Below are 19,437 nucleotides of genomic sequence, written 5' to 3'. Positions count from 1 at the left end.
CGGGATGGGAAAGGGGTGTTGACGGCCTTCAGGCCAGGACGCGGTTGCGGCCTTCGGCCTTGGCGCGGTAAAGCGCCGTGTCGGCGCGGGCCAGAACCTGGTCCACGGCGACCTCGCCCGGCTGGCGCTCGGCGACGCCCAGACTGGTGGTGAGGCGAAGCGGCGGCTGATCGTCTCCCAGCGGCAGGGCGATGGCTTCCACCGCCTGGCGCAGGCGCTCGGCCACCAGCAGGGCGCCGGCCAGCGTCGTTTCCGGCAGCATGGCGGCGAATTCCTCGCCTCCCAGCCGGCCGAACGAATCGATTTCGCGCAGATTGGCGCGGATGGCGGCGGTGGCGGCCTTCAGCGCCTTGTCGCCCACGGCGTGGCCATGGCGGTCGTTGACCTGCTTGAAATGATCGATGTCGATCATCAGCACCGAAACGGCGTTGCCATAGCGGCTGGCCCGCTCCAGCTCCTGCTCGGCGGCGACGAAGAACGCCCGGCGGTTGAGGCAGCCGGTCAACTCGTCGGTGGTGGCCAGATGGCGCAGCTGGCTTTCCATGTGCTTGCGCTCGGTGATGTCGGTGACGATGCCGATGGTGCCCATGGGCTCGTCCGCCGTGCCGCGGCAATCGCTGCGCACCAGCCCCTTGTTCACCACCAGGGTCCGCTGTCCGTCCTGATGGTCCAGGGAGGCCTCGAAGGCCAATCCGCCCGGCCCACCCACCTTCAGGCTCATATCGGCCATCTGGTCCAGCCCGGCCAGCGGCTGGGGCAGCACCCCATGGGTGGGCTGGCCGTGCCAATCTCCGGAATCCACGCCGAACATCTCGCGGAAGGCGCGGTTGTACAGCCGCAGCGAGCCGTCGGGGTCGGTGAACCACAAGGGATTGGGCAGCAGTTCCACCAGGCTTTCGGCGAAGCGCCGCGCCTCGTCCAACTGGCAGGTCCGTTCGGTCACCCGGCGTTCCAGGGTCGAGGCCATGGCCTCGATGGTCGACAGATAGATCCACGACCGCAATCCGCCGATCAGCGAGGTGAACAGCTTCTGGGCGGTCAGCTCGGTCTTGGAGCGGTAGTCGTTGATGTCGTAGGCGAGCATGACGTCGCGCTCGGGCGCCTCGCCCGGCTGGCCGGTGCGCAGCACGATGGCAAGGCGCCGGTTGCCCAGGTCGTCGCGCACGTGGCGGATCAGCGACAGACCGGCGTCGGGGGTCTCCATCACCACGTCCAGCAGCATGACCGGGATATCGGCCCGCCGGGCCAGCACGGCGCGGGCCTCGGTCCCCGACATGGCGCTGATGACCTCGAACCCCTTGCCCTGGAAACTGAAATCGCGCAGCAGCACCCGGGTCATGGAATGAACGTCCGGGTCGTCGTCGACCACCAGCACCGGCCAGGGGGCGGCGCCATCGGCCTCCCGGGGGCGCGTGGCCCGGCGCAGACTGAGCTTGGTTCTGTCGTCCGTACTCTTGCTCATGGACTTGATGTTCCACCCTGTCCATTGGTCGTGCCACCCCCGCATTGAGCCGGAGTGTGACGAAGGATTAGAGTTCTTCGCACTTAAGCTGAATCGGAACGTCGAAGAACTCTTAAGCCCGAGCGGTGCTTGAGCCCTGAAAAAGCGGAGCTTTTTCGTACAGACAAAATCCTGGAGTGCTTCAGCTTAAAGCTGACGCACTCCAGGGGCTGAGGGGCAACTGCACCGTGAACCGTGTCCCGCCCCCCGGGGGCGATTCGGCGGCGACGCTGCCGCCCAGCGGGCCGGTCACCAGGTTGTAGACGATGTGCAGCCCCAGGCCCGAGCCGCCGCTGCCGCGCCGGGTGGTGAAGAAGGGGTCGAAGATACGCCCCAGATTGTCCTCGGGAATTCCCTTGCCGTCATCGGCATAGGTCAGGCGCACCTGGTCGGCGCCTTCGCGCTCGACGGTCATGGACAGCGTGCCCAGCTCGCCCGGCTCGTAGCCATGGACCAGCGAGTTCATGACGAAATTGCCCAGCACCTGGGACAGGGCGCCGGGATAGCTGTCCATGACGATGCCCTCGGGGCAGTCCAGGCGCACCGTATGGCCCGCCTGCCGCAGATGGGGCCCCAGGCTGAACAGGGTCTCGCGGATATAGGTGGCCAGATCGAAGCGGCGGCGCTCCGACGAGGTGCGGTCCACGGCCACCTGCTTGAAGCTGCGGATCAGTTCCGCCGCGCGCTCCACATTGGTCAGGATCAGGCCGGTGGTGTCCTTCACCGTGTCCATGAAGCGCTCGAAATCCTCGACCGAGATGTCGTCGGCCTCGAACAGCTTGCGCATGGCCCCGGTGGAATCCGCCAGATGGGAGGCGCAGGACAGGGCGATGCCCACCGGCGTGTTGATCTCGTGGGCGACGCCGCCCACCAGGGCGCCCAGCGAGGCCAGCTTTTCCGCCTGGACCAGGGATTCCTGGGCGGCCTTCAGGTCTTCCAGGGCGTCCTCGGCCTCGGCCTTGCGCTTGCCCAGCTCCTGGTTGACCGTGGCCAGCTGGGCCTGCAGGCGGTCCGACACGCGGACCAGACGGCGCTGTTCGCGCACCGAGCGGCGGTAGGCTTCCACCAGCGAGGAAATGCCGTCCCGGACGGGGGCGGGGGCCTGCTCCAACTGGCGGCGCAGGTCCTCGGCCTGCTCCAGGCTCTTCTCCTCGGCGTCGAAGAGGTTGAAACCGTTCAACGGCCCTACTCGACCGCCACCAGATGAAAGCCGACGTGATCGAGGTCTTCGCTGAAATCCTCGCCGAACTCCTTCATGGTGTCGTCGTCGGCGGCATAGAACCAGTTGACCTGGAGCCGGCAGCCGGCTCCGGCCGCCTGATCGAGCATCTGGAACATGTTCATCAGCGCCTTGGCGCTGGAGCTGTTGAAATAGATGAGTTCGAAATCGAACGTGACCTCGCGGTCCCCGGCGGCTCCGAGGAAGGTCTCCAGGGCGGCGAAGATGGGGCCGAACACGGCCGATGCGTCCTCGGGATAGGATTCGCCCTTCAGGCTGAGACGCCCGGCGGCGAAATCGAAATCCACGGCGGGCGAGCGCTCCGTTGCCGCGATCGTCAAGTTTTCCATAAGCACCTCAGATGGATACCTTCATGCAGAAGAAGAACTTCTGGTCGTCGATGGGATCGAAATCGAACTCGATGGGTTCGCTGGCACGCCGGGCGATCTCGATCAATCCGATGGTGGCGCCCTTGCTCTGTTCTTCCGGCGCCTCGCGCAGCTGTTCCTTGTAGTACGCCTTGATGGCGTCGCGATCCATGGACCGCAGCAGTTCCAGCCGTTCGCGCAGGCGCGGCTCGTCGGCGGCCAGCACCACATTGGCGCAGACGATGAAGAACCGGTCGTTTTCGGTGCCGATGGTCACCATGCCCGACGACAGCTCGATGGCCTTGCCCTTGTCGCCCGACAGCTTGTCGGCCGAATAGCGGATGATGTTCTGAGCCTGCTCCACGAAGACCGAGAACACCTTTTTCACGGTGGTGACGTTGGCATCCTCCAGCGTCATCTTCTGGCGCAGCGCATTGCCCAGGGAATACAGAATCTCCTCGGACAGATAGCCCGAGAACGAGAAAATGATGCCGCGCTGGTCAAGGTCGTGTTTGAACGACCTGTAATGTTTCGCAAGCATGCCGGCTACCTGTTGCCTTCGCCAAGATCGTCGACCGTATCATCGGGGGCGGGGGCGCTCAAGCCGTCTTGCACCGGATCGATGCCCTCGGCCCCCGGGCCGGGAGAGGGACGCAGCCGCACTGTGAAGCAGGAGCCCCGCTTGAGGCGGCTTTTCACCGATACGGTGCCGCCATGCATCTCGACGATCTGCCGGACCATGTGCAGCCCAATTCCCGAGCCGGGCAGGCCCTTGGAATTGGCGGCGCGGTGAAAGCGCTCGAAGATGTTGTCCCTGTCCTCTTCCGGGATGCCCATCCCCTGGTCGGTGACGCTGAGCGCCACGTCGGCGCCGTCCACGGCGGCGGCCACCAGGATGTCCGAGCCCGCCGGGGAATATTTCACCGCGTTGCCCACCAGATTGTTGATCACCAGGGCGATCATGCCGGGGTCGCCCCACACCGCGAGGCCGGGGGGAAATTCGGCACAGTAGCGGTGGGTGGGCGAGGCCACCCGGTAATGGGACAGGGTGACCTCGATCATGGGGCCGATGTCGAACGACTTTTCGTGCAGGACGATGCGGCCGCTTTCCAGTTGCTCGTCGGCCAGGCAGGTGTCGATCAGGCCCAGCAGGCGCTGGACGCCGCCCCGGATGGTGTCCAGCCGGGCGACGCTGCCGGGATCGCTTTTCTCCACCCGGATGCGCAGCATCTGGGCCGAGGAATCGATGATGGCCAGCGGCGTGCGGAATTCGTGGCTGACCATGGACAGGAATTGACGCAACTGGCTCTTGGCCTCGGTCTCGCGCAGCAGGGCGGTCTCGGCCCGGGTCTTGGAGCGGGCCAGGGCCTCGTTGCTCTCGCGCAGATCGGCGGTGCGGTCCTCGACCTTGACCTCCAGCGAGGCGTTCAGCTCGGTCAGCTCGGCATTCAGCCGCTCGATGGTAGTGATGTCGTTCCAGGCCCGCAGCGCGCCCACCAGGGCGGTGAACATCTTCTGGGCGGTCAGCTCCGCCTTGCTCTTGTAGTCGTTGATGTCGTAGCCCAGCACCACGTCGCGCTCGGGGGCGTCGCCGGGCTGGCCGGTGCGCAGGATGATGCGGATGCGGCGGTTGCCCAATTCCTCGCGGATATGGCGGACCAGGCGCAGGCCGGCATCGGGGGTCTCCATCACCACGTCCAGCAGCACCACCGGAATCTCCGGCTGCAGGTCGAGGATGGCGGCGGCCTCGGCGGCCGAGGTGGCCTCGATGCACTTGAACGGGCGGCCCTGATAGGACAGGTCGCGCAAGATGACCTGGGTCATCTGATGGACCTGCTCGTCGTCGTCGACGATCAGCACCGGCCAGGGCGGAGCCGCTGGGGCGTGGACGGAAGAATCGCCGCGCGGCCTGAGCGAAAGTTTGCGCGGCTCCGCCATTGACTATCTGAGACCGACCGGCGCCGCGAAGGCGTAGCCGACGCTGTGCACCGATTCGATGGGCAGCGGATGGCCGAAGGACTGGTCGCCCTTGGCCCGGAGACGCCGCACCATGGAATCCACCGAACGGTCGGCGGGGTCCCAGCCGCGCTTGCCCAGCGCCCGGAAGATCTCGTCGCGCGACACCGGCTCGCCCGGCCGCGACACCAGCAGCGAGACGAACACCCGCTCGTTGCCGGTCAGCTTGACCGACTTGCCGTCGGGGGCGATCAGCGTCCAGGTCAGCTGGTCATAGATCCACTCGGTGGGAACCGCCGGAGCGGCCGGCGGCGGGGCGGGCGCATCGGCAGCCGGCCGGATCTCGGACGGGACCTGGGGCGGCTGCGACACCCGCATGCGCCGGGCCAGGGTGCGGACCTGGGCCTCCAGTTCGCGCAGTTCCACCGGCTTGACCATGTAGACGTCGGCGCCCACTTCCAGGCCGACCACCCGGTCGACGTTCAGCCCCCGCGCCGTCAGCATGATGATGCCGACGTCGGAATGGGAGCGAAGCCGCCCGGCGATGGAAAATCCACCCTCGCCCGGCAGGTTGATGTCGAGAATGATGATTTCGACGGGGTGTTCGTCCAGGGCGCGGTCAAGCTCCTTGCCGTCGCCGCAGCCGATCACATCGTGCCCGCACGCCGAAAGATACTCGACCAGATCCGCCCGAAGAGGAGCTTCGTCCTCGACTACCGCGATCCGCGCCATTGGGGTCACGCCTCCAGAATGATTTCGACAGGAAAATCATAAACACTGCGTTACGTACAATAACAAGTCGTTGCGCTATGTGACGAGGTGTTTCGGACTTGGGGGGCGAGATCGTCCCCGTGGCTATGGACTCCAAGGATGAAGCCGCTTTGAGGGGCTGTGGGCGGCGTCATATTTCGTCATCCGTCCGATTGGGCTTATCCGTAAGGCATAAGGATCTTGTGGAAATTATTCAAAAGAACAGGGGGGCAAATCCTTGGTTTTACCTACGAATACGGGTTGATCCTTTGGTCGGGCCTCAGCCGCGTCGCCACGATGTCCAGAGACCAAAGTGTCCGAAAAGAGGTGTTTGTATCGCCATGTGACACTTATTCGGCGGCATATGCCGGAATAGGCCCTCCCGGGTCGGCGCCGGCCGGGGGCGCCGGTGCTCAGCCGCGGGGGCGCGGGGTGCGGCTGCGCTTCAGCCGGGGCGGCGGGTCGGGGTCTTCCGCGGGAAAGCCGGGAGGGGGCGACGCCGTCCCATCGGATCGCGGGGCCGGGGCCACTGCCGGCCGGGGAGCGGCGGGCGGGGGCAGGGCGGGCGGCGGCGCCTTGTCTTCGGCCGGCAGGGCGTGAATCTGGGTGCTCAGCACTTCTACGGTCTGCAGCAGGGACTGAAGCTTGGCCTTGAGGTCGTCGATGGAGGCCGCCTCTACGGGGGCAGGGCCCTTGGAACGGGACGATCTGGCCGGCTTGGCGGCCTGGGCCTTGGCCTTGGGGGCCAGGGCGGCGGCACCGCCGTTGAGAAAGGAATCCAGCCAGCGTTCCAGCAGGTCGGGTGTCGCGCCCAGGGCGGCGGCCACCTGCTCGCGGCTCTCCCCGGCCAGGACCCGCATCACGGCCTCGGTCTTCACGCGGTTGGAGAACCGCTTGCGCTGCGGCACCGTCGGCACGGGCAGTCCGGCGGGGCGTGGGGGCGCCACCACGGAGACGGCCTGGGTCGGAGGAGATGGGGCCGGCGCGGCGGACACCATGGCGGCGGGCGTAGCGCTCGCCGGTGGTGGCGGCGCGGGCCGCGCCGCCGGTGGCGCGTTCGGTCCCACCGCCTGCATGATCTGGCCCAGGCCGGACCCGGCCTCGGCCGGGCGCCCCCCGGGGGCGAGGGAAAGCGACGGCTGCCCCGGGGCGGGGGGAGCCAGCCGCTCGATGACCTTCTCCACCTCGGCCCGTGCGGCGGCGGCGGCTTCGACTACCGGCCGGAAGAAGACCCGCTGCTCCATGAGCTCGAGCAGCTTGGCCGTGTCTCGGGCATAGGCCAGGGGAACAGACGGGTCCGCGCCCGCCGTGTGCTGGACGAAGCGGCGAACCCGCGCCGGAATTCGGCGCAGCAGCCCGGCGCGGCGGGTGGACAGCACCTTGAAATCCATCACCTGGATCAGCAGGGCGCCGTGGCGGCGGGGGTGGAGGTGCTCGAATAGGTATTCGATCAATTCCACCTCGGCGAATTCCAGGATCAGGAAGCTCTTCTCCTGTGCCTGCCAGGTCAGGACGAAGTCGCTGATCTCGGCCAGCTGCGCCGCCATCTGATCGACGAAGACCGCCGGGTCGAGCATGGTCCAGGACTTGCCGCTGGTCATGGGCAGCCGGCCGGGGCGGCCGAAATTGCGGGTCAGGTTGCGGGCCACCGCCAGCAGGACCCGGTTGCCCGAATGCCGCGTCCCGCGCGGGAAACAGTCGTGCAGCAGGTCGGCGGCCTCGAAATCCATGGCCGGCGGCGGCTCGGCAAGCAGCCGGTCCAGGGATTGGAGATTGCCGGGGACGATCACCTCGCCCTTGTCGGGCAATTGCCGCAGGGCCGAGCGCAGCCGGGCCAGGGCGGCTTCCGGGTCGAAGGGCGGCACCTCGTCGGGTTCGGACTTGTCCGAAGGCAGAACCGTGGGCGGAGCCGCGACGTCCATGCTGGCGGCCATGGAGGGGCGCTGGAACGAATGGGTCAATCGGGCCAATCCGCCGCGCATCTGCTGCACCAGGGCGTGGCGCTCGGCCGGGTCGGCCAGGTAACGCCAACTGGCGGTCAGGCGGCCCAAGCCCCGCCGCAGCGGCCCAAGCAGCCCTCCGCCGGAGGACGTCCCCGTGCCGCTGGCTTCGCTGACCGTCAGCCAGCCCCCCTCGGAGACAGGAGGTGGCGTGGCGTCCTCGTCGGAATTGGATGCGGGTGTCATCTGCGAATCCGTTCCGTCCATATTCGTCCGCTTCGTTTTCCGTCCCCCCGCTGCGGGCGGAATCTAACCTAAGCCTGGGGGAAGGTCCAATCCAACCCACGGAGGCAGCCCTAGATGTCAGGCGAAAACACCGCCTTGCAATGGGAATCGGGTGCGGGTAAACCTTCGTCGTGATGGTTCCTCTCGCTTGCCTTGGGGTGGGCAGAGGTGAAAAGGGAACGCGGTCAGGGGCTGTTTCCTCCCGAACCCGCGGCTGCCCCCGCAACTGTATGCGGAGAGGATGCGCCCGTTTTGAGAAGCCACTGGTTTCGGCCCCGACGACCACCGGGGGCCGTTTCGAACCGGGAAGGCTGGGGCGCCGATCCTTTGACCCGCGAGCCAGGAGACCTGCCATCGCTGTCGCGTGCGCGCGCTTCCCCGGGCGGGGTGTCCCGGAGGTGGGTGGACCTGCGCCGCATCTTCGAAGGGTGGATTTTGCCATGAAGACAGGAATTTTCGTTGCCCGGCTGGCCGTCGCCGCCGGTCTTGGCCTGGGATCGGCCGCCGCGTCGGCCGAGGAAGCCGAGGGTGCTCCCAAGGGCTTTTGGGAGCGCGAGACCCTGACCGGTGATTGGGGCGGCCTGCGCACCGACCTTGCCGAGAAGGGCGTCAAGGTGAACGCCGCCTACACGGCCGAAATGCTGGGCAACGCCTCGGGCGGCATCAAGCGTCGCGCCGTGGGCAATGCCCTGTTGCAGGTGGATGTGGATGCCGACCTGGAACAGGCGGTGGGCTGGAAGGGTGGCGCCTTCCACGTTACCGGCCTGCACATTCAGGGCCGCCAGCTTTCCGCCAATTTCATCGGCAACCTGATTCCGGTGCGCGACATCGAGGCGGCGCCTTCGACCCGGCTGTTCTCCCTGTGGCTGCAGCAGAGCGTGCTCGACGACAAGGTGTCGCTGCGCTTCGGCCAGCTGCCCATGCAGGAGGAGTTCTTCAACTCCGTGGTCGCCACCAATCTGATCAATTCCGCCTTCGGCTGGCCGCCGGCCTTCGCCGCCAACCTGCCCTCGGGCGGCGGCGGCTATCCCCTGTCCAACCTGGGCACCCGCCTCAAGGTCCAGGCCACCGAGGACCTGGCGGTGCAGGCGGGCGTGTTCACGGGCAACGTGGCGCCCGGCACCAATGTGGGCAACGACGCCCAGAAGCGGAACCGCAGCGGAATCGACTATACCGTCGACGAGGCGCCCATGTGGATGTTCGAGTCCCAGTACGGCCTGAACCAGGCCAAGGGCGCGGCGGGCCTGCCCACCATGTTCAAGCTGGGCGGCTGGTACTACAACGGCCGCGCCACCGACCAGCGCTATGACATTGCCGGCGTCTCGCTGGGCAGCAATGCCGCCGGCGCCGCCAAGACCCATCGCGGCAACTGGGCCATCTACGGCATCTATGACGGCATGCTCTACAAGGAAGCCGGCACCGAGGATTTGGGCCTGTCGGCCTTCCTGCGCGTCACCGGCCTGCCCGACGACCGCAACCAGATGCCGCTCTATGTCGACACCGGCCTCAGCTACAAGGGGCCGCTGGAGGGCCGCGACGACGACGTGGTGGCCGTGGGCTTCGCCTTCGGCGCCATGAGCTCGTCCCTGGCCGCGCGCGATGCCGATGCCCGGCGGTTCGGCACCGCCACCGCCCCGGACCACGATTACGAGGCGGCGGTGGAGCTGACCTACCGCTATCAGGTGACTCCCTGGATGACGCTGGTGCCCGACGCCCAATACGTCATCCATCCGGGCGGCACCACGACCCTGCCCGAGAACTCCCGCAAGACCATTCCGGACGCCACGGTGCTGGGCCTTCGGACGGTGTTCAAGCTGTAGGTTCTTGCGGATTCGCGAGGCGTCCATTATACCTTGCGGGCGGGATCCGACGGGGGGTGCCAACCCCTTGATTTTTAAGGCCCCGCCCGCAACCAGGGCTTTTGACGAGCAGGAGAGACTTTGATGCAGGTCCGCATCTATCGCCCGGCCAAGACCGCCATGCAGTCCGGCCGCAACGGCAACGCCAAGTCCTGGGTTCTGGAATACGAGCCGACCGCTCCCAAGCAGGCGGACAACCTGATGGGCTGGCTGGGTTCGACCGACACCTCGTCGCAGGTGCGGGTCAAGTTCGCCACCATGGAAGAGGCCGTGGCCTTCGCGAAGAAGAAGGGCCTGGACTATCAGGTGGCCACCGAAAACGCCCGCCTGCAAAAGCCCAAGAACTACGCCGACAATTTCCGCTTCGACAAGCTGGAGTTCGGCCGCTTCTGAAGCGTGATGCCTTGAACGTGCATCACTCTTTAGCTTTGTTTGTTTTGCCCTCTGCCTTTGCGGGCGCCTCTGCGCCCCTGGCCGCTCGCTTCATGTTCGCATGAGCGCCGCGCCTCATATTTGAGGCTCGGCGCTCCCGAGCGGCCTCTCCTGGCGGCGACGGGCGCCCTTAGCTCAGTTGGATAGAGCAGCCGCCTTCTAAGCGGCAGGTCGCTGGTTCGAGCCCAGCAGGGCGCGCCATCGCCCGTGGCCGATGGCGCCCGCTTCCGCGATCAGTGCGGCAGCCGCAGCCAGCCATAACGCGCCGTCATGATGAAGGTGTCCTGCCACTGATTCGCCACCAGCGAAACCTTGTCGCCCGGACGCGAGTTGGGGGTCGCCCGCTCGAGATCGGCCATGGCGGCCTTCAGCAGGGTCTGGGACGTGGTCACGGTGACGGGGGTGATCTGGTTGTTCATGGTGTTTCCACTCCGGGGGGGCTTTTGGTGTTGCTTCGCCGGAATTTCCGGAAAATTCGAAGTGAACAAATTATAGTCATTTCAAGACTGCCCGAGTGGCGTGCATTGGGGGGAGTAACCCCAGTGTTGGTATGAGTTTCGTAAACTCCATAAAATTGAAATCAACCAAGGGCTTAATACCATACCTTGGTTCTAGTGGTTTTCTCGTAGGGTCTTTCCCCGGGGTATTTTGCCTCGGCGGAATCCGTCAACAGGATGGATGCGCGGCCCGCCATGTCCTGCTAGACTGTTGTCCAGTCCATCCGCAGGGGAAGCGCTCGTGAAGTCCGCCAGCAACGACCGACGCGTCGATGATCGTCACGAAGGCGAAGGCCTGTTCATGCTGTTCGACGGCATCCTGGTCGAGGTCGTCGACATCTCCATCGGCGGGTTGAAGTTCCGGCGGCCGCCCGGCCTGCTCAACCACGGCTATCGCTTCACCTTCGAACTGCGCTCGGCCTACGAGGACCCCAACCCGCTGGCCAAGGGTGTCGCCATGGTCCGGGCCCTGGGGCCGGACTGGGTGGCGGTGGAGTTCGTCCGTCCCACCTTCTCGCTGATGAAGGTGGTGGGGCGCCATATCGGCCGGCTGCTGGTCGGCCGGTCCCATCTGTTCAGGCACTAGATGCGGCTTCACGCCATCACGGCCGGTCACGGCGCTCCCCATGGGGTGCCGCTGCTGATCCTGCACGGCCTGTTGGGCTCGGCCCGCAATTGGGGGGCGGTGGTCAAGACCCTGGGTGAGACCCGGCGGGTTCTGGCTCTCGACCTGCCCAATCACGGCGCCAGCCCGTGGACCGAGATCATGGATTACCCTTTCATGGCCCGCGAACTGGCGGCCGTGATCGATCACCTGGGCGGCAGGGCGGCGGTCATGGGCCATTCCATGGGCGGCAAGGCGGCCATGACCCTGGCCCTGACCCGCCCCGACATGGTGGAGCGGCTGGTGGTAGTGGACATCGCCCCGGTCTCCTACAGCCATACCTTCGCCCCCTATATCAAGGCCATGCGCGGCGTGCCCCTGGCCGAGATCTCGTCGCGGGGAGAGGTGGAGGCCGCCCTGGCCGCCGCCATTCCCGACAAGGGCGTGCGCGCCTTCCTGATGCAGAATCTGGAGGGCGGCGCCGGCGGTTATCGCTGGCGGCCCAATCTGGCGGTGCTGGGCGCCCATATGGACGACATCCTGGCCTTTCCGCCCTTTCCCGACGGCGCCTGCTATGAGGGGCCGACCCTGTTCGTGGCCGGAGAAACCTCGGATTACATCCGGCCGGCGCACGAGGACGTGATCGCCCAGTTCTTCCCCCGCGCCGAGACCGTGGAAGTCCCGGGCGCGGGCCATTGGGTCCATGCCGACAACCCGTCCGGCTTCATGGCGGCGATCGGGTCTTTCCTGTAGTCATTGCGTTTTCCGGCCGTGATTTGATAGAAGTCAAATCACGAGGTGGAGGTCGGTTCGAGTGCAGGTCATCGACGCTGTCAAACTGCAGCGCAATATCATCGTCTACGCAGTGCTGGCCATGGCCGTCGTTGGATTGGGCGTCGCCCTGGCCGCCATCATTCCCTTGCACCGGCAGATGGTCCGTTCGGCGGACCAGGCCCTGGAGCACGGCCTGGACCTCCAGGTCGCCGCCCTGCGCGAGACGGTGGACCGCATGGGCGACATGGCCCGCCAGGTGACCAGCCGCAGCGTCATCCGCGACGCCTTGAGCAGCTACAACCAGGGCGCCATGAGCCTGGACAAGCTGCAGGCTTTCACTGCCGACAAACTCGGCGATTCCATGAAGCTGTCGCGCGACATGCTGGGCATCCTGCGCGTCGGCCGGGATTATCGTCCGCTGGTGTCGGTGGGGGCGTCCGTTCCTCCCGCCCTGTGGAGCCCCGAGGCGGGCGAGCCCCCGGCCCTGGGGGCACCCACCCTGATCGACGGCCGCTGGGTCCTGCTGGTCTCGGCGCCGATCCTGGGGCGCGACGGCACCCGCGAAGGTCACGACCTGCTGCTGTTCGACGCCCAGGGCCTGCGTGCCATCGTCGCCGACGTGGAAACCCTGGGGCGGACCGGAGAGATCATTCTCGGACGCCTGGCGGCCTCGGGCGCCCAGGTGTTCTTTCCCCGCCGCGACGGGAGCGCGGGGGGGGATGACGAGGTGGCCGAGGCGTTCTCGCGGGCCGCGATCGATCCCGAGCCCCTGTATCTGACCCGGCCCGGCGCCGTGCCCGACGTGGTCCTGTCCCAGCGCCTGCCCGGCAGCGACTGGATCGTGATGGTGCGCCAGGATCTGGCCGAACTGCACAGCAATATCGACCAGCTGGTCCTGTCGGTGGCGGCCGGCGCCCTGGTGCTGGTGGGATTCGGCATGGTCGGCTTCGTGCTGATCCTGCGCCCGCTGACCGGGCGCATGCTGGTGCATACCGGCGACCTGAAGCGCCAGATCAAGGATGGCGAGCGGGCCCAGGCGGCGCTGGAGCGTGCCCTGGAAGGCACCATCGAGGCGGTGGCCTCCACCATCGAGGTGCGCGATCCCTATACCGCCGGCCATCAGCGGCGGGTCGCCGAGATCGCGGTGGCCATTGGCCGGCAACTGGGATTGCCGGCCGAGACGCTGAAGGGCCTGCGGGTGGCCGGCACCATCCACGATATCGGCAAGATCGGCATTCCGGCCGAGATGCTGACCCGCCCCGGCCGTCTGTCGGCCCTGGAATTCGACATCATCCGCAACCATTCCGCCGATGGCTGCGAGATTCTCAACGGCGTGGACTTTCCCTGGCCCATCGCCGACATGGTGCGCCATCACCACGAACGCATGGACGGAAGCGGCTATCCCGACGGGCTGAAGGGGGACGAGATCCTTTTCGAGGCCCGCATTCTGGCCGTGGCCGACGTGGTCGAAGCCATCGCCTCGGACCGTCCGTACCGTGCCGCCCTGGGCCTGGATGCGGCCATGCGCGAGATCATCGCCCACAGCGGCACCCTGTTCGACGCGGCGGTGGTGGATGCCTGCCGCGTTCTGGCGGCCGAGGGACGGCTGCCGCTGGGGGATCGGCCCAGCCTTCAGTAATCGGCCAGGGGGTGGGGCGGCGCCTCGTCGCCGTGATCGAGGAATTGCGCCTTGATGCGCAGCACCTCGCCGAGATCGGACAGGAATGCATCGACGCAGGCCGGGTCGAAGTGACACCCCTTCTGCTCGCCCAGGAAGGCCGCCGCCTTGTCCACCGGCCAGGGCGTCTTGTAAGGGCGTGTCGAGGTCAGGGCGTCGAAGACGTCGGCCACCGCCACGATCCGTCCCTCCAGGGGGATCTTGTCGCCGGCCAGCCCTTCGGGATAGCCGCTGCCATCGAACTTCTCGTGGTGGGTCCTGGCGATCAGCGCCGCCAGGCGCACCAGTTGCGACGAGCTGTCCTTCAGGATCTCCCAGCCATACATGGCGTGCTGCTTCATGATGGTGAATTCGGTCTCGGACAGCCGGTCGGGCTTCAGCAGGATCATGTCGGGAATGCCCACCTTGCCCACGTCGTGCATGGGGGCGGCCAGTTCCAGGCGCTCCACCGCTTCATTGGGCAATCCCATCCGCCGGGCGATCAGCGCGGAATAGCGGGCCATGCGCTCGATATGGGCGCCGGTTTCCGGATCGCGATATTCCGCCGCCTTGGACAGCCGCATCACCAGTTCCTCGGCGGCGCGGTCGTGCAGGGCGAGGCGCGATTGCCGCAGCGCCAGCAGGTTGCGGGTCCGCGCCATCAGCTCCGGCCCGTCCACCGGCTTGGTGAGGAAGTCGGCCGCGCCCAGGTCCAGGGCCTGCTGGCGGATTTCCTTGACGTCGGAGGTGGTGACCACCACCACCGGAACATCCTGCATCTCCTCGCGCCGGCGCACCTGGCGGATGAAGTCCAGCCCGTCCATGCCGGGCATCATGTAATCGGTGAGGATGATGTCGGGGGTGTTGGCCTCGCACCAAGCCAGGGCGTCGAGGGCCGATTCCATGCAGACCACCTCGCAGCCCTCGATCTTGATCAGCCGATGCTTGAGCAGCATCAGATTGGTGGGATTGTCATCGATGAGCAGGGCGATCATGGCGCGTCCTCAAGGGGCCGGCAGGGCGTAGGGGGTGGCGGCCAGAAGGCCGGGCAGGGCCTCGATATCCTGGTGGAGCCGGTCGATCTGGGGGGCCACCTCGCCGCCGGCGCGGGCGGCCTGCTCCAGGGCGAGGCAGGCGTCGCGGACCGCCAGCAGGCCCAGGCTTGCGGCGGCGCCCTTGATGGTGTGGGCTTCGCGGCGGACCTTTTCCAGGTCGCCCGTGGGAGCCAACGCCGCCGCGTTGTTCTGGCGGGTGCGGGCGTCCTCCATGAACTTCACCAGGATTTCCACCACGGTATCGGCCTCGATATCGGCGGCCAGGGCGTCCAGGACATCGCGGTCCACCGCCTTGGAATTCTGGGGAGCGGCCGGGGGCTCGGCTGGCTTGGTCTCGGGGGCGCCGGAATATTTGGCCAGCGCCTCGGCCAGCTTGTGCCGGTCGATGGGCTTGGAGATATAGCCGTCCATGCCGGCGTCGAAGCACATCTGGTCGTCGCCGCGCATGGCGTTGGCGGTCATGGCGACGATGGGCACCTGGGCGGCGGCAAGGGGAAGGGCGCGGATGGCGCGGGTCGCCTCCAGCCCGTCCATCTCGGGCATCTGCACGTCCATCAGCACCACGTCGTAGGGCAGCAGGCGGACGGCTTCCAGGGCCTCGGCGCCGTCGCCCACCACGTCCACGGTGTGGCCCAGCTTGCGCAGCAGCCCCAGCGCCACCTGCTGGTTGACGGGATTGTCCTCGGCCACCAGGATGCGCAGCCGCTTGGCGGCGGGTTCCGAGGCCTTGTATTCCTCGGCGTGGTCGGCGGGCCGCTCCGCCGGGCCGGTCAGGCCCAGCACGCGGCCGATGGTGTCGAGCAAAGTCGACTGGCGCAGCGGCTTGTGCAGGAAGGCGTCGATGGCGGGCTGGCCGTCGTTTTGGTCGGCGGGCATCCCCTGGGACGAGGTGACGACGATGCGCGTGCCGGCCAGCATGGGGATGGCGTGGATCATGCGCACCATCTCGGACCCGGTCACCACGGGCATCTGGGAATCGACCACCGCCACCTCCCACGGGGTTCCCATGGCGGCGGCGCGGGTCAACTCGCCCATGCCCGAGCCGGCATCCAGGCAGGCATGGACCTCGACTCCGAAGGCGCGCAGCTGGCGTTCGATGACGTCGCAGTTCACCGGGTTGTCGTCCACCACCAGCACCCGGTGGCCGGAAAGGTCGGGCGGTGCCGCCGATTGCGGCGCCAGCAGCTCCAGCGGCAGGGTGATCCAGAAACGCGAGCCCCGGCCGACGGCGCTTTCCACGCCCACCTCCCCGCCCATCAGCTCGGCCAGGCGCCGGGAAATGGCCAGGCCCAGCCCGGTGCCGCCATAGCGCCGGGCGGTGGAGGCATCCACCTGGGAGAACATGGAGAACAGGCGGCCCTGAGCCTCGGGTGGAATGCCGATGCCGGTGTCGCGCACGTCGAAGCGCGCCATGGCCGGAGCGTCCGGGCCATCGAGCAGCGAGACCTCGATGGAGACGCCGCCTTTTTCCGTGAACTTGACGGCGTTGCCGCCCAGATTCATCAGCACCTGACGCAGCCGTCCGGGGTCCGACCGCACCAGCATGCGCAGGCGGGGGTCGATCAGGCTGGCGATCTCGATGCCCTTGGCATGGGCGCGGGGCGCCAGGATGTCGACCACGCTTTCCACCAGGGGCACCAGTTCGAACTCGGTGTAGTCCAGGTCGAGCTTGCCCGCCTCCATCTTGGAGAAGTCCAGGATGTCGTTGATGACGGTCAGCAGGGATTCCCCCGAATCCCGGATGGTCTCGGCGAAATGGCGCTGTTCCTCGGACAGTCTGGTGTCCAGCAGCAGGCCGGTCATGCCGATCACCCCGTTCATGGGGGTGCGGATTTCATGGCTCATGGTGGCCAGGAATTCCGACTTGGTGCGGTTGCCGGCCTCGGCGGCCTCCTTGGCCTCGCGCAGCTGGCGTTCCACCAGCCGGCGCTGGGTGATGTCGCGAAAGCCCAGCACCACGCCCACCTGGTTGCCCCTGTCCATGACCGGGGACGCGATGTACTCCACCGGCAGGGGCGAGCCATCGCGGCGCTTGAAGCTGGCGGTGTCGTCGCGGATGGACTCGGTCAGGCGCAGCAGGATCTGATAGAGCTTCTCGGCTGTATGGAGGTCCAGAGCCATCAGCGGCAGAATGTCGCTGCCCACCAGTTCGGCGGGCTCGAAATCCAGCAGCTTGGCGGCTGCGCGGTTGACGAAGGTCGCCCGGCCGTTGAGGTCGATGCCGACGATGCCGTCATCGACGCTTTCCAGGATGGAATTGTTGCGCTCGGCCAGACGCTCGATCTCGGCCTGACTGGCCTTGAGACGCTCCTCGGCCTCGATTTCCTCGGTGATGTCCGACGCGGTGCCGCGATAGCCGGTGAATTCGCCCGAGGCGTCGAAGACCGGCTTGCCGTTGACGCGCAGAAAGCGGCCCGGCCCGTCCATCTCCCTGGTGTGATAGACGAAGTCGCGGAAGGGCCGCCGGGCGGCCATGTCGGCCAGATTCTGCCGGCGGACCTCTGCGGGGGTGTCGTCGGAGATCATCTCGTCGCGGGTGCGGCCCACATAGTGGTCGGGCAGGGTGCGGGTGTGCTCGGTGAACTGGCCGGAAAAGCCGGTGAACCGCAGGTCCGGCCCCATCTCCCAGAACCAGTCGGAGGTGGATTGGGCGAAGTCGCGGAAGCGTTCCTCGCTTTCGGCCATCTCGCGCTCGATGCGCTTGCGCTCGGAGATGTCGCGCATGATCACCACGAATTGCGGCGATCCGGTGGGCGTCAGGTCGCCGGCCGCCAGCTCGATGGGAAAGGACGCGCCCCCCCGCCGCCGGGCCATGCTTTCGCGGCCCAGGGCGAAGATGCGGTTCATGCCGCTGACCGCCTCCCCCTTGAGCCCCGCCAGGGGATGAGGAGGTCGATATTCTTGCCGATCACCTCGTCGCGCTCGTAGCCGAAGATGGAGAGCAGGGCGGGGTTGACGCTGACGATGGCGCCATTCGGGTCGGCGATGACGATGCCTTCGCCCACGGTGTTCAGAATGGCCTGGAGGTGGGCCTTGGCCTGGCGCCGGGATTCCTGGTTGGCGGCGCGCAGTTCCTCTTCCATCAGCCGCGTCGAGCGGTCCGACAGGCGGCGTTCCTTGTCGTGTTCCTCGTAGGAATCGCTGATCAGGGCCAGCAGCGCGCCGTAATCGGGGGCTCCGTCGGCCGTGCCGCGGGAGGCGCGGGCCAGCTGGCGCTGCAGCAGGCGGTGAAGAGGGGCGGGAGGAGACAATCAGCGCTCGGATATGGTGGTGATGGTCATGGTCTGGTTGTGCAGCTCGCATTTGCCGGTGAAGCCGTGCGGCGAGATCTCGCCGTAGGAGTAGAACCCCATCAGGCTGGCCGTTTTGCCCAGGACGTCGGAGACGATCTCCACCTCCTCGGCGATGCGCTGGCCCATCAGCAGCTTGCGGCCGATGCAGCTGACCAGCAGGCCCAGGCAGGGTCCGACCGAGGCGGAGGCCGCCTCGGCGGCGCGCCCGGCGCCGTCCACCAGATTGTCGAAATTGCCGCGCATCAGTCGGGCCAGATGGCCGGTGGGCACGTCGCCGGCAAAAATCATGGACTTGGCCTGTTCGTCGATGCCGACGATGGTGCGGACCACCTCGCCGCCGGCGTCCTCGCCCGCCGGGCGGATGGACAGCGGGAACAGCAGGGCGCTGCCCGGCAAGCCTTGCGCCTCGTCGCCGAGATAGCGCTTGTAGAGATCCAGGGCCGGCTCGCCGTCCAGCTCGTACAGTACATTGGCCGCCGAGCGGGTGATGGTCCGGGGCGGGCCGAATTCATCCCAGCCGCCGAAGCTGCCATGGCCGATGGAGAGCGACTCGCCGTAAAAGCCCACCGCCGCCACCCGTCCGGGACGCATGGGATCGTCGCAGCCCACCGCCGTGGACTGGAACCGGGCGCCGTCACCCGCCAGCCCGCCGGTCACCACCACGTCGGGCGGGACGGCCGACAGGCAGCCCGCCACCAGGGCATCGCCGTTGACCTTGGTGCCGTCCGACAGGATGAAGAGGGCGCGCAGGCCCTCGCCCGCCAGATCGCCGGCCAGGGCGGCGCCGGTTGCCCGCGATTGCGACAGGTCGGCAAGATCGCGGCTGGCCACCCGCACCGAGGCCAAGGCGAAGCCCAGGGCCGAAACCACCACCGAATCGTCGATGACTTCGGAGCCGAGAATCTCGCCGCCCGTGGTGCAGCCCACGATGGGGGCGTCGCCATAGGCGGCCCTGAGGTCGGCCAGGATATCCTCGGCCGGCAACGTTCCGGGCGCCGCGAAATAGAGGACGAGGGACGGCTTGTCCGAACCGGCTCCGGTCACGGTCCACCCGGCCTGGGCCGTCCAGACCCGTTGTTCAATCCACATGGATGGTTCCCTCCCGGCCCCTTGCGAATGGGTAGTATCCTAGCGAGAGAATATGCATGAAGTATAAGTTTCTTATTAACCGAATGAAAATACCACAGCAGCCCGGGGGCGAACACGGTGTTACCCTCTGTTACTGACAGGCCGGGGCGCTATGGTCA

The 19,437-nt window shown here is 67.1% G+C and carries 17 protein-coding genes, 1 tRNA gene and 1 riboswitch; of the genes, 6 read left to right on the top strand and 12 right to left on the bottom strand.

Going from position 1 to position 19,437, the window contains the following annotated elements:
• Positions 1 to 28 precede the first annotated feature (28 nt).
• The 7 genes from AMB_RS17460 to AMB_RS17430 all read right to left on the bottom strand — a co-directional run bounded on the left by AMB_RS17460 (position 29) and on the right by AMB_RS17430 (position 7,980).
• Complete coding sequence (locus tag AMB_RS17460; protein WP_011385811.1) at positions 29 to 1,462, bottom strand: sensor domain-containing diguanylate cyclase; 1,434 nt, start codon at positions 1,460 to 1,462, stop codon at positions 29 to 31.
• 181 nt (positions 1,463 to 1,643) lie between these two features.
• Positions 1,644 to 2,681 carry a sensor histidine kinase gene (locus tag AMB_RS17455; protein WP_043745026.1) on the bottom strand — a complete coding sequence of 346 codons (1,038 nt, stop codon included), beginning with the start codon at positions 2,679 to 2,681 and terminating at the stop codon, positions 1,644 to 1,646.
• 5 nt (positions 2,682 to 2,686) lie between these two features.
• Positions 2,687 to 3,070, bottom strand: a complete 384-nt coding sequence (locus tag AMB_RS17450) for a DUF1987 domain-containing protein (RefSeq protein WP_043745023.1) — start codon at positions 3,068 to 3,070, stop codon at positions 2,687 to 2,689.
• 7 nt (positions 3,071 to 3,077) lie between these two features.
• Positions 3,078 to 3,629, bottom strand: a complete 552-nt coding sequence (locus AMB_RS17445) for a SiaB family protein kinase (RefSeq protein ID WP_011385808.1) — start codon at positions 3,627 to 3,629, stop codon at positions 3,078 to 3,080.
• Positions 3,630 to 3,634: 5 nt separating this feature from the next.
• Entirely contained in the window at positions 3,635 to 5,026 is a 1,392-nt protein-coding gene (locus AMB_RS17440) for an ATP-binding response regulator (RefSeq protein WP_011385807.1), read from the bottom strand.
• Positions 5,027 to 5,029: 3 nt separating this feature from the next.
• Positions 5,030 to 5,776, bottom strand: coding sequence for a response regulator transcription factor (locus tag AMB_RS17435; protein ID WP_011385806.1), 747 nt, complete (start codon positions 5,774 to 5,776; stop codon positions 5,030 to 5,032).
• Positions 5,777 to 6,207: 431 nt separating this feature from the next.
• Entirely contained in the window at positions 6,208 to 7,980 is a 1,773-nt protein-coding gene (locus tag AMB_RS17430) for a helix-turn-helix domain-containing protein (protein ID WP_231848877.1), read from the bottom strand.
• Between the two features lie 157 nt (positions 7,981 to 8,137).
• A riboswitch (cobalamin riboswitch) is annotated at positions 8,138 to 8,390 on the top strand.
• Between the two features lie 69 nt (positions 8,391 to 8,459).
• Between AMB_RS17430 and AMB_RS17425 the strand changes: the two genes are divergently transcribed.
• From AMB_RS17425 to AMB_RS17415, 3 genes are all read left to right on the top strand, one after another.
• Positions 8,460 to 9,839, top strand: a complete 1,380-nt coding sequence (locus AMB_RS17425; RefSeq protein ID WP_231848876.1) for a carbohydrate porin — start codon at positions 8,460 to 8,462, stop codon at positions 9,837 to 9,839.
• A 123-nt stretch (positions 9,840 to 9,962) separates the two neighbouring features.
• Complete coding sequence (locus AMB_RS17420) at positions 9,963 to 10,271, top strand: ETC complex I subunit (protein ID WP_043745018.1); 309 nt, start codon at positions 9,963 to 9,965, stop codon at positions 10,269 to 10,271.
• A 163-nt stretch (positions 10,272 to 10,434) separates the two neighbouring features.
• Positions 10,435 to 10,511, top strand: a tRNA-Arg gene (locus AMB_RS17415).
• A 32-nt stretch (positions 10,512 to 10,543) separates the two neighbouring features.
• Here the strand turns inward: AMB_RS17415 and AMB_RS17410 are convergent.
• Complete coding sequence (locus tag AMB_RS17410) at positions 10,544 to 10,729, bottom strand: hypothetical protein (RefSeq protein ID WP_011385803.1); 186 nt, start codon at positions 10,727 to 10,729, stop codon at positions 10,544 to 10,546.
• A gap of 319 nt (positions 10,730 to 11,048) precedes the next feature.
• On the opposite strand from AMB_RS17410, the gene AMB_RS17405 reads away from it, so the two are divergent.
• The 3 genes from AMB_RS17405 (at position 11,049) to AMB_RS23555 (ending at position 13,824) form a co-directional block, all read left to right on the top strand.
• Entirely contained in the window at positions 11,049 to 11,393 is a 345-nt protein-coding gene (locus tag AMB_RS17405) for a hypothetical protein (RefSeq protein WP_011385802.1), read from the top strand.
• Complete coding sequence (locus AMB_RS17400) at positions 11,394 to 12,164, top strand: alpha/beta fold hydrolase (RefSeq protein ID WP_011385801.1); 771 nt, start codon at positions 11,394 to 11,396, stop codon at positions 12,162 to 12,164.
• A 61-nt stretch (positions 12,165 to 12,225) separates the two neighbouring features.
• Entirely contained in the window at positions 12,226 to 13,824 is a 1,599-nt protein-coding gene (locus AMB_RS23555) for an HD domain-containing phosphohydrolase (RefSeq protein ID WP_011385800.1), read from the top strand.
• Here the strand turns inward: AMB_RS23555 and AMB_RS17390 are convergent.
• From AMB_RS17390 to AMB_RS17380, 4 genes are read right to left on the bottom strand one after another with little or no spacing between them, the layout of a single operon-like run.
• Positions 13,818 to 14,837, bottom strand: coding sequence for an HD domain-containing phosphohydrolase (locus tag AMB_RS17390; protein WP_011385799.1), 1,020 nt, complete (start codon positions 14,835 to 14,837; stop codon positions 13,818 to 13,820). The two genes, AMB_RS23555 and AMB_RS17390, sit on opposite strands and share 7 nt — an antisense overlap.
• Positions 14,838 to 14,846: 9 nt before the next feature.
• A complete protein-coding gene (locus AMB_RS17385) occupies positions 14,847 to 17,744 on the bottom strand; it encodes a response regulator (protein ID WP_148207470.1) in 2,898 nt (965 codons plus the stop codon).
• Positions 17,741 to 18,148, bottom strand: a complete 408-nt coding sequence (locus AMB_RS26045) for a PAS domain S-box protein (protein WP_148207469.1) — start codon at positions 18,146 to 18,148, stop codon at positions 17,741 to 17,743. The genes AMB_RS17385 and AMB_RS26045 overlap by 4 nt, the downstream gene beginning before the upstream one ends.
• Positions 18,149 to 19,279 carry an FIST signal transduction protein gene (locus AMB_RS17380; RefSeq protein WP_011385797.1) on the bottom strand — a complete coding sequence of 377 codons (1,131 nt, stop codon included), beginning with the start codon at positions 19,277 to 19,279 and terminating at the stop codon, positions 18,149 to 18,151.
• Positions 19,280 to 19,437: the final 158 nt, after the last annotated feature.

This window comes from Paramagnetospirillum magneticum AMB-1 (genome assembly GCF_000009985.1).
Taxonomy (GTDB): domain Bacteria; phylum Pseudomonadota; class Alphaproteobacteria; order Rhodospirillales; family Magnetospirillaceae; genus Phaeospirillum; species Phaeospirillum magneticum.
The sequence above is the reverse complement of the archived record's forward strand: the minus strand, read 5'-3'. Positions and strand labels throughout refer to the sequence as shown.

Bases quoted from the DNA above. Each gene is read 5' to 3' on its own strand.
- AMB_RS17460 (WP_011385811.1), bottom strand. From the start codon at position 1,462: ATGAGCAAGAGTACGGACGACAGAACCAAGCTCAGTCTGCGCCGGGCC.
- AMB_RS17450 (WP_043745023.1), bottom strand. From the start codon at position 3,070: ATGGAAAACTTGACGATCGCGGCAACGGAGCGCTCGCCCGCCGTGGAT.
- AMB_RS17445 (WP_011385808.1), bottom strand. From the start codon at position 3,629: ATGCTTGCGAAACATTACAGGTCGTTCAAACACGACCTTGACCAGCGC.
- AMB_RS17440 (WP_011385807.1), bottom strand. From the start codon at position 5,026: ATGGCGGAGCCGCGCAAACTTTCGCTCAGGCCGCGCGGCGATTCTTCC.
- AMB_RS17435 (WP_011385806.1), bottom strand. From the start codon at position 5,776: ATGGCGCGGATCGCGGTAGTCGAGGACGAAGCTCCTCTTCGGGCGGAT.
- AMB_RS17430 (WP_231848877.1), bottom strand. From the start codon at position 7,980: ATGACACCCGCATCCAATTCCGACGAGGACGCCACGCCACCTCCTGTC.
- AMB_RS17425 (WP_231848876.1), top strand. From the start codon at position 8,460: ATGAAGACAGGAATTTTCGTTGCCCGGCTGGCCGTCGCCGCCGGTCTT.
- AMB_RS17420 (WP_043745018.1), top strand. From the start codon at position 9,963: ATGCAGGTCCGCATCTATCGCCCGGCCAAGACCGCCATGCAGTCCGGC.
- AMB_RS17410 (WP_011385803.1), bottom strand. From the start codon at position 10,729: ATGAACAACCAGATCACCCCCGTCACCGTGACCACGTCCCAGACCCTG.
- AMB_RS17400 (WP_011385801.1), top strand. From the start codon at position 11,394: ATGCGGCTTCACGCCATCACGGCCGGTCACGGCGCTCCCCATGGGGTG.
- AMB_RS17390 (WP_011385799.1), bottom strand. From the start codon at position 14,837: ATGATCGCCCTGCTCATCGATGACAATCCCACCAATCTGATGCTGCTC.
- AMB_RS17385 (WP_148207470.1), bottom strand. From the start codon at position 17,744: ATGAACCGCATCTTCGCCCTGGGCCGCGAAAGCATGGCCCGGCGGCGG.
- AMB_RS17380 (WP_011385797.1), bottom strand. From the start codon at position 19,279: ATGTGGATTGAACAACGGGTCTGGACGGCCCAGGCCGGGTGGACCGTG.